Source organism: Nostoc sp. (assembly GCF_036917435.1).
In the GTDB taxonomy this organism is placed as follows: Bacteria; Cyanobacteriota; Cyanobacteriia; order Cyanobacteriales; family Nostocaceae; genus Nostoc.
Genome location: NZ_JBALDM010000030.1, coordinates 58,768 through 72,237, shown reverse-complemented (window position 1 = coordinate 72,237; position 13,470 = coordinate 58,768). Strand labels below are relative to the sequence as shown.

Sequence of the window (13,470 nt, the reverse complement as noted above, 5' to 3'; positions counted from 1 at the left end):
AATCCCTAATAGGGATTTAGATGAATTGCAATGCGACATTCTGACAGTTTCTTATAGTGGTTTCTCTTTGTTTCAATCCCTAATAGGGATTTAGATGAATTGCAATGCGGGTTGGTCAATCTCTCCTGTTGAAGTTGCACCAGGTTTCAATCCCTAATAGGGATTTAGATGAATTGCAATGCGGGATAGTGTCGCAGTGTTTGCCAATCCTAGTTTCAATCCCTAATAGGGATTTAGATGAATTGCAATTACTAGTATCACTGGAATCGGAGGTAATCTAAATGTTTCAATCCCTAATAGGGATTTAGATGAATTGCAATCGGAAAAGACTGCGCTGTTTTGCGAATTGAACGCACGTTTCAATCCCTAATAGGGATTTAGATGAATTGCAATTTGAGGGATGAAATTAAGGGGCGGGTTGGAGATCCTGAGTTTCAATCCCTAATAGGGATTTAGATGAATTGCAATGAATTTTAATGAGTCTGTAGTCAGGAATCTTCAAGTTTCAATCCCTAATAGGGATTTAGATGAATTGCAATAGCGGCAGGCTGAAACCTAAGCTGTATTTGGTTTTCAAGGTGCAGTTGCGCGATTTAAGAGCAATCATAGCATTACAGAATTCGTTTGAAAAGAGTACCAGGAAAATTTAAAAGCTGAAATCGTCTTTTGATAGGCATTTCAGAGATTGCGCGGATGAGATTCAATGACTAATGGCTTGAAAGCCTTACTAGAACTGGGATAAAAGCACTTTTTTGGGGCTGGGTAAATTGTACACCTACCCTTCCGCGCATTTGACACACAGAAATTAATTCTTATGTGCCTAAAGGTGCGACTTCTTCCTGATAACAGTCCCACATAAAGAACGCTTAGACATCAAGCGAACATAAATAATACGGTAAACTAATTAATAAATTGTAATATTTCTTGTTGTACTACTGTACTGATAACCAACAATAAAATTTCCGCTAATTTAAGGTAAAGATGATGAAAGAAATAACACGCCGCAAATTTATTGCTACAACCACCTTGGCGACTGGTTTTGCTTTGGCGGTACAACCCATTTCTGCTCAAGTCACCACCACCGATTCTAAGGGGTTAGTAGCTGGTGCGGTAAAAATTCCCGTCAAAGATGGCGAAATTCCTGCTTATAGAGCAGTACCTGCCACTGGTGAAAATTTCCCAATTGTCTTGGTAATCCAAGAAATCTTTGGTGTACATGAGCATATTCAAGATATTACTCGTCGCTTTGCTCAGTTGGGATATTTAGCGATCGCACCAGAATTATTTATCCGCCAAGGTGATGTCACTAAGTTAAGTAGTATAGACGAAATTCGCCCAATTGTTGCCAAAGTACCAGATGCCCAAGTGTTATCCGATCTCGATGCCACGGTAAAATGGGCTGTAAAATCAGCTAAAGGGAATGCCGATAAATTAGCAATTACAGGCTTTTGCTGGGGCGGACGTATTACCTGGTTGTATGCAGCACATAATCCCAAAGTGAAAGCAGGTGTAGCTTGGTACGGGCGACTCGTAGGCGATGCTACCAAACTTCAGCCCAAGTATCCCATTGATATTGCATCAAAACTGACAGTCCCCATTCTTGGACTCTACGGCGGCAAAGATACAAGTATTCCTCTTAATACAATAGAGCAAATGCGCGATCGCCTTGCGTCTCGGAACGAGAATCGCTTAAAACCCAGCAACAGCAAATCTGAAATCATCGTCTACCCCGATGCACCCCATGCTTTTTTTGCCGATTATCGCCCCTCCTACCGTGAAAAAGAAGCTAAGGAAGGTTGGAAACGTCTTTTAGCTTGGTTTAAGAAATATGGCGTGTCTTGACATCACGCCCTTTTACCCCTTAATTCCCCTTATAAAAAGGAGAAATAATATTTCCGGTTCCCTCCCCTTTATAAGGGGAGGGTTAGGGTGGGGTAACGCGGATTGTGATGGTAAGTGAGTGATGAGTAAACTTAATATCCAGTTTTTACAGGGGTTTCACATTAAATTCACACCAATGGAAACTGCCATGCCCCTACACCTGGCAATATAATCTTATACAGCATCTGAATAAAAACCGCTTGCGATCGCCTATTATTTTTCTGTCTACGCAACAAATCGCTTTGCGTTTACGCATCACTCACAACAGGAGCGACTCCACTCACAACGGGAGCGACTCCACTCACAACGGGAGCGACTCCACTCACAACGGGAGTGACTCCACTCACGACGGGAGTGACTCCACTCACAACGGGAGCAACTCCACTCACGACGGGAGCGACTCCACTCACAACGGGAGTGACTCCACTCACGACGGGAGTGACTCCACTCACAACGGGAGTGACTCCACTCACAACAGGAGCGACTCCACTCACAACGGGAGTGACTCCACTCACAACGGGAAGCTTTGAATTTCCCCTTCCCGACAGGAAAAAGGTGTTGTTAAAGAGTCGTGTAAAAATAAGTTGAACAATTTAATATTTGTAGTGCGGGCATCTTGCCCGCGCGAGCAAGATGCTTTACTGTGTCTCCTAGACGCGGAGCGGCTTCTCGGAGAACCGAAAAATTACCGATATAAACTGAAAATTTTATCAGGCAAAATTGCGAATTCTGCTGAACCGGAAGACCCTTTAATTGAGGCAAGCTGGGTATATTAGCATTTTAAAGGAAAATCTGATGCCGCGTCCAAAACGTACATCGCGTATTTTAGAAAAAGCTCAATTAAGATCGGCTGGAATGAAATCGATTATTCCAAAGATTAAATTTGATGAAGATTATAATCTGGAAAAACTAATTGAGTCAATCAATGAGTTGCGAAACAAAATTGATGTTTATAATACTGCTCTTTCTGTAGTTGACTCTTCTAAAACTGAAATTGATGAGATGGAGAAAGACTTAAGTCAGCTTTCAGAAAAGATGCTGATGGTGGTTGCAATCAAATACGGCAAAGACAGCCGTGAGTATGAAATGGCGGGTGGTGTTCGCAATAGCGATCGCGCCCGCAAAGTTAGATTGAGCCGCTTAAAAAATGTTGTAGAACAAGCATTAGATGAAAATGCTAAAACTGCATAAAAGCATAGTAGGGTGTGTTATGCCAAAGGCTAACGCACCGTTTTTATCATATATTGCGGTGCGTTAGGCTAGCGCCATAACGCACCCTACGTATCTTTTTATAAATCAAACCGGATTCTTACATATACTAAAATTGTAAAATTGGACGTTACCACACTAGCAAAATCAGCAGATAATACAATACATATAGCTAGCGTCCACTAAAAGCCACTAATGCCGCAAAATAACCAAACCGCCGTCGAATTCCGCAATGTGACTTTTAGCCGCAATCATCGCCCCTTAGTATCAAATCTCAATTTCACCATCCGCCAAGGAGAAGCACTGGTATTACTTGGACGTAGTGGTAGCGGCAAAACTACAACAATGAAGCTAATTAATCGCCTATTTACACCAACAGAAGGCGAAGTTTTTTTTGATAATATTCCCACAACTCAATGGAATGAAATTAAACTGCGGCGAAAAATTGGTTATGTAATTCAAGAAATTGGTTTATTTCCCCATTTCACTGTAGAACGCAATGTCGGTTTAGTGCCGGCTTTGGAAGGTTGGCAACCGAAACAAATTAAAACGCGGGTTTATGAGTTGTTAAAATTGGTGGGTTTAGAACCAGCACAATTTGCAGGGCGTTACCCACACGAACTTTCGGGTGGACAAAGGCAAAGAGTCGGTGTTGCCAGGGCTTTAGCAGCAGATCCGCCAGTATTGTTGATGGATGAACCCTTTGGCGCACTCGATCCGATTACGCGCTTAGAATTGCAACAGGAGTTTCGGCGTTTGCAGCAAGAGTTAGGCAAAACAGTTGTGTTTGTCACCCACGATATTCAAGAAGCTTTAGTTTTGGCATCGAGAATTGGTTTAATGGATGGCGGAAAATTAGTAGTATTGGGGACAACAGATGAATTTATGCGATCGCAACACCCAGAAAGTCTAGCCTTTCTTCAATGTCTGCGTCCTTTTCAAGACAATTTATGAAAAATTTCTTTCTCGTTAAGTATGCCCCAGAAATTCTTCAGCATACTCTAGAACACCTATTTTTAGTAGGTATCGCTATTGCGATCGCCATAATTATAGGCATTCCTTTAGGTATTTTAATTACACGGAAAACTTCCCTTCGCCAACCAATTCTTACTATAGCGAATATTTTCCAAACTATTCCGAGTTTGGCAGTTTTTGGCTTACTTATTCCTATTCCTATAATTGGCGGAATTGGTACAGTTCCAGCAATCATTGCTTTGACTGTATATTCTTTGCTGCCGATAATTCGTAATACTTATACAGGTATTATTAATATAGATCCAGCGATTCGGGAAGCTGGCAGAGGTATGGGAATGACTGATAAACAATTGTTATTACAAGTTGAGATTCCCTTGGCAATGGGAGTAATTTTAGCAGGTGTGCGAGTAGCAACGGTAATCGCTATTGGTATTGCAACCATTGCCGCCGCAATTGGTGCTGGTGGTTTGGGAGTCTTTATTTTTAGTGGTATATCAGTAGTAAACGATCAGTTAATTTTAGCTGGTGCAGTTCCGGCGACGGTAATTGCATTACTGGCTGACTTTGCAATTGGCTGGTTAGAGAATAAATTAAAGATTAAAAGTTAATCCAAATACAGCAGATTGCAACAGGCGTGAGGTACAGATCATCGTAGGGGCACAACATGTTGTGCCCCTACCCGTGTACTTCATTTACCCGCAATATGCTGTATTTTTTACTTATCGTTTAGGCGTTGAAAATTTTCCATGCTATTTGATGCGTTTAAAAACCGTAAATCTCCTAAAATTGAATTCGTTAAGACTCACCCAACTTGGCGCGTAGCTTGGGGAACAGTTGATGTAAATTATGAAAATATTGTTTGGCGAGATGAAAAATTTTCTGTAATTTTACCCCGCACAGATTCTGAATTTCAGACTGAAAAATTAGCAATCAGTTCTGGAGGGCGATTTGTTGTTGTTGGTGATGTTTGGTTAACTAACCGAGTGCAGTTACTGCAAAAGTTGGGAATTGAACCAGATAGCTTTTCAGGAAGTTCTCTGCAACTAATTGCTGATCTTTGGGAACGATGGGGTAATGAAAGTCTTAGCCAACTGGTGGGGATGTTTGCACTAGTGGTTTGGGATAGAGAAAAACAGGTTTTGAGGTTAGTTCGCGATCGCATCGGTGTTCGTACCCTCTATTACACTACCACTGGTTCGGTTCGTTGGATTGCACCTCAATTGAGAACTTTATCACCTCATCGTTCATCTGATTTAGATTTGGTGGCGTTGCGAGATTATCTCTGTTGTGCCTTTATTCCAGGCGAAAGAACGCTTTGGGAAGAGGTGCGCGAACTGCGGCCTGGAACTGTTTTAGAATTTCCCAACCATAAAGTTCAAGCTTATTGGCAGCTTGAAGAACAGATTACAGCCATAGACCAACCTTTATCATGGCATGGCGATCGCTTGCGAAAACTCCTAGAGCAAGTTGTTCAAGAATATTTACCACCAGCAAATGAACCCGTCGGTGTTTTTCTCTCTGGTGGTTTGGACTCTAGCGCGATCGCTGCTTTAGTAGCAAAATTCCATAAAGCACCAGTTCACACCTTCTCAATTCATTTTGGTTCCGAATGTCCCAATGAGTTAGAATTTTCCAGTCTTGTTGCATCCCATTGTCAAACGCAACACCACATTTTAGAAATTACTTTTAAGGATATGTGGTCACGCCTGCCGGAAACAATGGCCTATTTAGATGATCCCATTGGCGACCCACTAACTGTTCCCAATCTTTTACTAGGGAAACTGGCGAGAGAAAGCGTAGAAGTAGTTTTAAATGGTGAAGGTGGCGACCCCTGTTTTGGTGGGCCAAAAAATCAGCCAATGTTAATTAATAGTTTATATGGTTCTGTCACCAATCAGGATGCATTACAAGCTTATTTAATTTCATTTCAAAAATGTGCTGTTGACTTACCGCAACTTTTAAAACCAGAAGTTTGGAAAGCCGTACAAACAGCACCTTGGGTTTTTGAAGAAGATTTATATTCCCAAGCCAGCTATCTGAATCGCTTGATGGCAATGAATATCAAATTTAAAGGCGCTGATCAAATTCTGACTAAAGTTAGTAACTTGACTCAAGCAGCCCTTTTACAAGGTCGTTCTCCTTTATTTGACCAACGAGTAGTAGACTTAAGCATGAAAATACCTCCAGAGTATAAGCTTTCTGGAGTGGAAGAAAAAGCAGTTTTAAAGCAAGCAATTGCAGACATTTTACCAGAGGCAATTATTCATCGTCCTAAAAGTGGGATGATGGTTCCTGTACAATTAGGATTTCGGAAATATTGGCAGCAAGAAGCCAAAGATTTATTGCTAAATCAGAATGCAGCTATCACTCCTTACTTAAACCAGGTACCAATTCGTAATTGGTTAAATTATGAAGGAGATACTTGGAGTCGTTATGGCGTAAAACTTTGGTTACTGGTGAGTTTAGAAATTTGGTTACAGGTGAATCGAAAAGCGTAGTATTGATATCTTCACCGGGCTAGGTTATATCAAATCCGGTAATATTTGAATGATTAAAAAACCGCAGAGACGCTGAGGACACAGAGAGAGAAGGAAAAGGAATAATTCCGATATAAACCAATACGGTTCAGTTAAGGAAAATTGTAGGTTGGGTTGAGGCTTTGCGAAACCCAACATTGCCGGGGTTTTGTTGGGTTTCGTTCCTCAACCCAACCTACGTAGATCAAGGTTTTTGGCTCTAACTGAATCGTATTGCGATATAAACGGATTGGATATTAGACACAAAATAAAAGACGCAAAAACATAGATTTGCGTCTTTTTTGAATGTTTTGAACAATTAGAAACTAAATGTGGTTCTCAATGCGCCAATCACAATATCATTGTTGTCACTATTATGATCTGGAGATGTTAGCCAAACGACTCCTGGGGTAATGGTAATATTGTCAGTCAACTTGTATTGGTAGAACGCCTCAACATGATAAGATGTATCGGGATCTTTGTTGATACCTGCATTGCTGAGAGAATTGCTCACACTGGTAACTTTAGGTTCCATACCCACAATAATGCCTCCAATGTTACCTGCTTTACCAAGATCCGGGAAAGCTAGTGTTACTGCATAGTTCCATATTTCAGCATCACCAGGAGTAACCGAAAGGATACGAGCTTTGGTCAAACCAGCCCAACCACTAATCACAAATTTTGAGCTAGGTTGGAAGGATGCTTCTATACCGTAGGAGTTACTAGAAGCATTCTCTAATATGTTATTAGCGTTATTGCTACCGCCACTACCATTGGCAAGAAAAGTATTTCTGTAGGCGTTAAGGTAGGTTAAACCAAGGGTAATTTGATTAGTAGGCTTAACGGTTAATTGCGCGATCGCACCATAAGCACCGTTGAATAATCCAGAGCCTAGCTGAGGATTAGCTGTATCATTTCCTAAATACCCCAAGCTTAGTTCCAGCTTATCACTGAACTCGTGTTTGATTCCTATACCAGCACCATTGGCTAAATAATAAATTGGGTTGCGAGTCCCAAAATGGGAAAAAGCACCGCTACCACCATCTCCATCTAAGTACGGGTTGACTGTGTTGGTGAAATCATCAATTGCACCTGCATTTGCTTCTAGGGTGATTGCTGTTTTCTTACCGAGAGGGAACTGATACAACAGCGCGTCTATCACAACTCCATTACTGTTGTTACCACCAGCAAATCGGAAGTCACCTTCTGGTGTAAAGGTAGCAGTTTTAGAGAAGGGGTCTAGGTTTGTTGCCTGAAGTCGTGTTCTGAGTAAATCTTTACCAGTAAAACTGGTGTCAAGGTTCAGACGCACCCGATCTCCAAGGACAGTATTTTGGTTGACTTTTTGACCATTAACTGTGTTTCCACTTACGACACTTGCGATCGCTACTACTACCTCCGCATTCAATTTGGTAGTAGTGGAAAACTGATGTGATTCCAATTCAGCAGTTTTCGCTTCTACTGCATCTACACGACCTCGGAGTGTCGTCAGTTCTGCGGAAAAATCTGTTTGCAGCTTTTGTAATGTGGCTAAATCTTGTTTGGTAACTAAATCGCCTGTAGCTGTAGCAATCAGTTCGTTAACGCGATCGAGACAAGCATTCAAACCAGCAGCAAACTCATATCGCGTTAATGCCCGATTACCGCGATAAGTGCTATTTGGGTATCCTGCAATACAGCCATAACGCTCAACTAAAGACTGCAATGCTTGGAATGCCCAATCAGTCGGTTGTACATCAGAAAATTGGGATACAGAAGTAACTTGCCCCATTATCTGAGTTTCTGTATCTGGACTAGCTGAAACCTGCGGTTGATTAATTTCTGAAGCACTGGATATTTCACCTGCAAATGCAGCAGTATTTACAAATAGAATTGCACAGCACACTGCTGGACTAACTAGCAGATATTTACAGAATTGTTGCATTTTTATCCTCACACTGATCTCCACTTCACACCTAAAGCACGTTTTTTTAACGTGTATTTCATGCAAATATTTGTCAGTAATCTTATCAGGAATAAGCAACCTTTTTAACAAAAAAAGTTAAGAAATCCTAATTATTTAGGGAAAACTAAATCCCAGAGGGCTTTACCATCTGACAAAGTTTTGTTGTTACTCATTACACAGGAAACTGAGAATGATATTATGTACTTTGAATGAGAATGAGAATTATTATAGTCTAAAATTTAGAATAAGTCTCATAAACTTGCATCCATTTTGAGGAGAAAACACCGTGATGATGAATTGCAGAGGGTTGATAACAGGCGGACAAAGAAGCGGCATCTTGTCCATGATGACTCTGCTAATGTTGTCGATGACTGCTGGCTGTAGCCAATCGAATCCGAATCAGGGAACAATACCAGAACAGTCGCCGCCAGCACAGGGGACTGTATCCACCCCAGTAGCGCAGTTAAGAAAAACTAAAGTTGTGACGACATTTTTGCCGATATATTTATTTACTAAGGCAGTAGCCGGGAACGTGGCAGATGTAGAAATTATAGTCCCACCTGGTACGGAGGTACATGAATACCAAGCGACACCAGAAAATGTTAAAGCGATCGCAACTGCGAATGTGTTAGTAAAAAATGGTTTAGGTTTGGAGGGATTTCTAGAAAATACTGTCAAAAATGCTGAAAATACCAAACTAGTTGAAATTGATGCAAGCATTGGTATTAAACCCTTAAATGAAATTTCCCCCGTTGTAAAAACAACAAAAGAAGAAGACCACGATCACGCCCAAGGAAATCCTCATGTTTGGTTAGATCCAGTTTTGGCAAAACAAGAGGTAGCTAATATTCGAGATGGTTTAATTGCTGCTGATCCTGCGAATAAAGCTACTTATGAAGCAAATGCTGCGGCTTATATTAAAGAATTAGAAAGTTTAAATAGTGAATTTCAGCAAACTTTACAAAAAACTCCTAGTTGTACCTTTATTACCTTTCATGATGCGTTTCCATATTTAGCTAAACGCTATAACCTCAAACAAGTTGCTGTGGTACAAATTCCCGAAGACCAACTGTCACCTACTGATGTACAAAATGCAGTCAATGCTGTGAAAAAGTACAAAGTTAAGGCTTTATTTAGTGAACCAGGAGTAGATAACAAACTGCTAATAAGCCTCTCAAAAGACTTGAAGTTAACCTTGCGTCCCCTGGATTCCCTGGAAACTGGCGAAACAGATCCGCAACATTATTTCAAGGCGATGAAAGCTAACTTGCAAATTCTAGAAACTTCATGTAAATAGGTTTGTCATTTGTCATTTGTCCTCCGTCCTTCGCAAATTTCCAATGCCCAATGCCCAATGCCCAATGCCCAATGCCCAATGCCCAATGCCCAATGCCCAATTCCCAATTCTCAATGCCCAATAACATTTCTATTTTGAAAGTAAAAGGATTAACTGTCTATCAAGGTAGTTATCTAGCTGTTCGAGATGTTTCCTTTGAATTGTTGCCAGGAACAGATACAGCCATTGTTGGCCCTAATGGTGCTGGTAAAAGTACCTTAGTAAAAGCAGTTTTAGATTTGATACCTCGAAGTACTGGTACTATTGAAATATTTGGTCGCCCAATTGCAAAGTTGGGGCGTTTACGTCACCAGTTGGGCTATATGCCGCAAAATTTCATCTTTGACCGCAGCTTTCCTATTTGTGTTAGCGAATTGGTGGGACTGGGATGGGCTAAGGAAGGAAAAAAGGGAGATTTATTTTTCTCCAAGCTGTGGAAACAAGATAGAGAAAAATCAGCAGCAGTAGTAAAAGCTTTACGGCGAACCAATGCTTATCATTTACAGCATCAAGCTATTGGTACTCTTAGCGGTGGTCAACTCAAGCGGGTTTTATTAGCTTATTGTTTAGTAATGCCTCGGAAACTGTTGGTACTCGATGAAGCCTTTGCTGGTGTTGATGTCCAAGGTTCAGCAGATTTTTACGCTTTGCTAAATGAGTTAAAGCGGGAGGAGGGTTGGACGATATTGCAAGTTTCCCACGATATTGATATGGTAAATCGCCATTGCGATCGCGTGCTTTGCCTCAACCAAAGCATTGTTTGTACTGGTAAGCCAGAAATTGCCCTTTCACCGCAAAACCTTTTAGCAACCTACGGCCCAGGTTTCAGTCGCTACCAGCACCAACATTAATGCCCATAAGTATGAATTTCTTCCATAATTGTCAGATAACTTGGCTTGCGATCGCTAGTAGTAATGACTTGATCAAGTTGCTAGAATTTCCCTTTATGCAGCGTGCGATCGTCGGTGCTGTGTTAATGGGAATACTTGGCGGGATGTTGGGTAGTTTTGTCACCTTGCGCCAGTTGTCCTTTTTTAGCCACGCCGTTGGTCATGCAGCCTTAGTAGGTGTGGCGTTAGGTGTGCTGCTACAAATAAATCCGACTTGGATGCTGTTACCTTTTACCTTAGTTTTCGGGGTGATTGTCCTCTACTTCATCGATAAAACCGACTTAGGTAGCGATAGCGTCCTTAGTATAGTGCTGTCTGGGGCATTAGCGATCGGTGTGATTCTCACTAGCCTAATTAAAGGATATCGTGGCAACTTGATGGCTGTGCTGTTCGGCGATATTCTAGCGATCGATACCACAGATTTGATTTTGACGCTGCTAGTACTTGTAGGAGGTAGCATATTTTTACTATCAACCATGCGTCAGCAAATTTTATTGACCCTTAACCCTGATGTAGCTCAAGTTCAAGGGGTTCCCGTCCAATTGTACCGCTACATCTTTGTAGTTTTGCTTTCACTCGCCGTTGCTGTAGCCATTAAAGCTGTCGGCGTTTTACTGGTGAACGCCTTTTTGGTTATTCCCGCCTCCACCGCCAAACTGATGAGTCACCACTTTAGCCGCTTTCTAATCATGTCCGTGATAGTTGGTTCCATAAGCAGCATTGCTGGCATTATTGTCTCAGGTATTTTCAACTTTGCTTCTGGCCCAAGTATTGTTCTTGTCCAATTCCTGCTATTTATAGCCGTTTTCATCTGGTTTAAGCTGAATTTGAAAGCTGCATAAATCTTTTTTCTCCAAGGGCTTGCTATATTCTGAGATGTTTGCTACATTTATTAATCGTGGCTCACAAAAGCCCCAGCCGGGATAGCTCAGTTGGTAGAGCAGAGGACTGAAAATCCTCGTGTCACCGGTTCAAGTCCGGTTCCTGGCATTAAAAAATCAATAAGTAGCAAGCGGTTCTGACTAAATTTCATGGCAGATTGTTAAAAATCTAAAATCCCTATTAGGGATTGAAACTAGGCAAGGTTTAGTCAGAAGATTTTACTGCTTTTTGATGCCCCAAAATCTGCGGAACTTGGGGTCTATCTCTTTTACCCGACATCAAATCAAATGCCCTTTGGTGGTGCTGCTGGCTAATCCAGTGGTGGTAAAGTTCCGAGTGAACTTTTGCTGAATGCCCCATTTGCTGGGCCGCCAAAGAAATATCAAGCCCAAAAACTAAGGTACGTATCGCCCAACAGTGGCGCAAGTTGTAGGGTGCAAAAATTGAGTGGCGGTTAAACCAAACGGTGACGACGTGACCAATCGCACGATTTGACTGATTTAAATCGACTTTTGGTAAAACCACGTTTTGTAAATCAAACTCCTCAAACCATTCTGGGTAACAAGGCCAAACCTGGCGTGAACCCGTTTTGGAATTGTCGCTGATGCTGATGATGTAGTTCCCACTGGCAAGAGATCCCAAGTCCAGGCGGAAAACTTCATGGTTACGAAGTCCGTAAGTCGCCAGCATCCCATACACCCAGCGCCAAGCCTCTGATTCAATCTCATAAAAAACTTTGGCGATGGTTGTGTCTGTTGGTAAATCTCGCGGTGTCACCAATCGCGGAGAGTATTTGCCTTTGTAGGGTTTGAGGTTGATTTCCACGCCGGCGAACCGAGCCAGCGCCGAAAGTGCCATACAAGTGCGCTTGCGGGTCTTGGTGTCGGGAATTGTCGCCGTTATTGCTTTTAAAATGTTCGCGGCGTTGAGGATTTCGGTTTGGGGCAGTTTTTGAAATACTCGCCAGTAGTCAATTGTCCAAGTTGTTTCGCTTTGGTGATTGCGATCTCTGGTGTCAAAGTAAAAGTTTTCAAACCTTTGAATCAGGTTTTCGATGGTTTCAGCCTCACGTGATTCGACGGCTGGTATTTTTAAGTAAGGTTCCCACTGAAAATTTTTACAAGCGATTAACCCACCCAAAAGCCTCGCCTCAGCCTCAGCCCGCTTGAATCCTTCATTACTGGCATAGATTCCTAGAGCGATCCGTTGCTGGTAGGGTTTGCTTTTGGTGGAGGTTGGTTTGGGCGGCAGGGTAGCGCGGAGATACAATCGATTGCTGATTTGCTCGATCCTCACTCCTGTTTGAGCAATTTTTAGGCGATCGTTAATTTTGGTAAGCACGACATCTGTCAAACGTATCCACAGCCCCCACAAACGGGACATTCATCAGCGCCATGAATTCCTACCCATCCTGTACCCAGGCAGCGCGGACAATCATTTTCTGATTCGTCATAATCTGGATCGTCGGCATCCAGCGCCCAGGCGTGACCGCAGTCGTCACACTCCCAGTAGCCGTAATCTTCTTGGTGCTGTAGACGTGTAGAATCGCATCGAGGACAATTTGTTTGAGTCATTGCAGATTTAAAAATTGTTTCGATTTTTTAAGTTTTTTAAACCCCAGAAATTTTGTCTACAATCGCCAAAAGCCTTTTTGGTTGGCGACTTTAGCCGTCTACAGCCGAATTTTTATTCTGAAAAAATTGTAGACGCTGTAGACGGACTTAATAACCTCAACAGGTGAATTTAAGAGCGATCGCAACAGCACTTAAAATTCCTTCCTATCACTCATTAATCCACCTGCAAAGCTTTGCCTACAGTCTGTAGACGGACTGTAGG

The 13,470-nt window shown here is 42.0% G+C and carries 13 protein-coding genes, 1 tRNA gene and 1 CRISPR repeat array (1 of these 15 only partly in view); of the genes, 10 read left to right on the top strand and 4 right to left on the bottom strand.

The features are described from left to right. A CRISPR array of direct repeats spans nt 1-539; the repeat unit is 37 nt; unit sequence GTTTCAATCCCTAATAGGGATTTAGATGAATTGCAAT; it reaches 1,183 nt to the left of the window's first position. A 445-nt stretch (nt 540-984) separates the two neighbouring features. Then, nucleotides 985-1,842, top strand: a complete 858-nt coding sequence (locus tag V7K98_RS12470; RefSeq protein WP_335022321.1) for a dienelactone hydrolase family protein — start codon at nt 985-987, stop codon at nt 1,840-1,842. A 287-nt stretch (nt 1,843-2,129) separates the two neighbouring features. Here the strand turns inward: V7K98_RS12470 and V7K98_RS12465 are convergent, their stop codons facing one another. Further along, a complete protein-coding gene (locus tag V7K98_RS12465) occupies nt 2,130-2,429 on the bottom strand; it encodes a hypothetical protein (protein ID WP_335022320.1) in 300 nt (99 codons plus the stop codon). Nucleotides 2,430-2,676: 247 nt separating this feature from the next. Between V7K98_RS12465 and V7K98_RS12460 the strand changes: the two genes are divergently transcribed. The 4 genes from V7K98_RS12460 (at nt 2,677) to V7K98_RS12445 (ending at nt 6,563) form a co-directional block, all read left to right on the top strand. After that, on the top strand, nt 2,677-3,072 hold the full coding sequence (locus V7K98_RS12460; RefSeq protein WP_335022147.1) for a hypothetical protein: 396 nt from the start codon (nt 2,677-2,679) through the stop codon (nt 3,070-3,072). 213 nt (nt 3,073-3,285) lie between these two features. Continuing rightward, nucleotides 3,286-4,044 carry an ATP-binding cassette domain-containing protein gene (locus V7K98_RS12455; protein WP_335022144.1) on the top strand — a complete coding sequence of 253 codons (759 nt, stop codon included), beginning with the start codon at nt 3,286-3,288 and terminating at the stop codon, nt 4,042-4,044. Then, nucleotides 4,041-4,673, top strand: a complete 633-nt coding sequence (locus V7K98_RS12450; RefSeq protein ID WP_335022142.1) for an ABC transporter permease — start codon at nt 4,041-4,043, stop codon at nt 4,671-4,673. The genes V7K98_RS12455 and V7K98_RS12450 overlap by 4 nt, the downstream gene beginning before the upstream one ends. Nucleotides 4,674-4,811: 138 nt before the next feature. Further along, nucleotides 4,812-6,563 (top strand): asparagine synthetase B family protein, encoded by a 1,752-nt coding sequence (locus V7K98_RS12445; protein ID WP_335022140.1) that lies wholly within the window; start codon nt 4,812-4,814, stop codon nt 6,561-6,563. A 337-nt stretch (nt 6,564-6,900) separates the two neighbouring features. Here the strand turns inward: V7K98_RS12445 and V7K98_RS12440 are convergent, their stop codons facing one another. Next, the gene (locus V7K98_RS12440; protein ID WP_335022138.1) at nt 6,901-8,505 is read right to left on the bottom strand and encodes an iron uptake porin; all 1,605 of its coding nucleotides are present in this window, start codon (nt 8,503-8,505) and stop codon (nt 6,901-6,903) included. A gap of 310 nt (nt 8,506-8,815) precedes the next feature. Between V7K98_RS12440 and V7K98_RS12435 the strand changes: the two genes are divergently transcribed. The 5 genes from V7K98_RS12435 (at nt 8,816) to V7K98_RS12415 (ending at nt 11,742) form a co-directional block, all read left to right on the top strand. Further along, nucleotides 8,816-9,823, top strand: a complete 1,008-nt coding sequence (locus tag V7K98_RS12435; RefSeq protein WP_335022318.1) for a metal ABC transporter substrate-binding protein — start codon at nt 8,816-8,818, stop codon at nt 9,821-9,823. 9 nt (nt 9,824-9,832) lie between these two features. After that, on the top strand, nt 9,833-9,961 hold the full coding sequence (locus V7K98_RS12430; protein ID WP_335022136.1) for a hypothetical protein: 129 nt from the start codon (nt 9,833-9,835) through the stop codon (nt 9,959-9,961). Then, the gene (locus tag V7K98_RS12425; protein WP_335022316.1) at nt 9,937-10,713 is read left to right on the top strand and encodes a metal ABC transporter ATP-binding protein; all 777 of its coding nucleotides are present in this window, start codon (nt 9,937-9,939) and stop codon (nt 10,711-10,713) included. The genes V7K98_RS12430 and V7K98_RS12425 overlap by 25 nt, the downstream gene beginning before the upstream one ends. 11 nt (nt 10,714-10,724) lie before the next feature. Further along, the gene (locus tag V7K98_RS12420) at nt 10,725-11,594 is read left to right on the top strand and encodes a metal ABC transporter permease (RefSeq protein ID WP_335022314.1); all 870 of its coding nucleotides are present in this window, start codon (nt 10,725-10,727) and stop codon (nt 11,592-11,594) included. A 75-nt stretch (nt 11,595-11,669) separates the two neighbouring features. Further along, nucleotides 11,670-11,742: transfer RNA gene (locus V7K98_RS12415), tRNA-Phe, on the top strand. Between the two features lie 96 nt (nt 11,743-11,838). Here V7K98_RS12415 and V7K98_RS12410 read toward each other — a convergent pair. Together V7K98_RS12410 and V7K98_RS12405 are read right to left on the bottom strand one after the other, a co-directional pair. Then, nucleotides 11,839-13,017 (bottom strand): site-specific integrase, encoded by a 1,179-nt coding sequence (locus tag V7K98_RS12410; protein WP_335022134.1) that lies wholly within the window; start codon nt 13,015-13,017, stop codon nt 11,839-11,841. After that, the gene (locus V7K98_RS12405; protein WP_335022132.1) at nt 12,984-13,208 is read right to left on the bottom strand and encodes a hypothetical protein; all 225 of its coding nucleotides are present in this window, start codon (nt 13,206-13,208) and stop codon (nt 12,984-12,986) included. The genes V7K98_RS12410 and V7K98_RS12405 overlap by 34 nt, the downstream gene beginning before the upstream one ends. Nucleotides 13,209-13,470 lie beyond the last annotated feature (262 nt).

Bases quoted from the DNA above. Each gene is read 5' to 3' on its own strand.
- V7K98_RS12435 (WP_335022318.1), top strand. From the start codon at position 8,816: ATGATGAATTGCAGAGGGTTGATAACAGGCGGACAAAGAAGCGGCATC.
- V7K98_RS12410 (WP_335022134.1), bottom strand. From the start codon at position 13,017: ATGTCCCGTTTGTGGGGGCTGTGGATACGTTTGACAGATGTCGTGCTT.
- V7K98_RS12445 (WP_335022140.1), top strand. From the start codon at position 4,812: ATGCTATTTGATGCGTTTAAAAACCGTAAATCTCCTAAAATTGAATTC.
- V7K98_RS12470 (WP_335022321.1), top strand. From the start codon at position 985: ATGAAAGAAATAACACGCCGCAAATTTATTGCTACAACCACCTTGGCG.
- V7K98_RS12455 (WP_335022144.1), top strand. From the start codon at position 3,286: ATGCCGCAAAATAACCAAACCGCCGTCGAATTCCGCAATGTGACTTTT.
- V7K98_RS12425 (WP_335022316.1), top strand. From the start codon at position 9,937: ATGCCCAATAACATTTCTATTTTGAAAGTAAAAGGATTAACTGTCTAT.
- V7K98_RS12450 (WP_335022142.1), top strand. From the start codon at position 4,041: ATGAAAAATTTCTTTCTCGTTAAGTATGCCCCAGAAATTCTTCAGCAT.
- V7K98_RS12460 (WP_335022147.1), top strand. From the start codon at position 2,677: ATGCCGCGTCCAAAACGTACATCGCGTATTTTAGAAAAAGCTCAATTA.
- V7K98_RS12405 (WP_335022132.1), bottom strand. From the start codon at position 13,208: ATGACTCAAACAAATTGTCCTCGATGCGATTCTACACGTCTACAGCAC.
- V7K98_RS12440 (WP_335022138.1), bottom strand. From the start codon at position 8,505: ATGCAACAATTCTGTAAATATCTGCTAGTTAGTCCAGCAGTGTGCTGT.
- V7K98_RS12420 (WP_335022314.1), top strand. From the start codon at position 10,725: ATGAATTTCTTCCATAATTGTCAGATAACTTGGCTTGCGATCGCTAGT.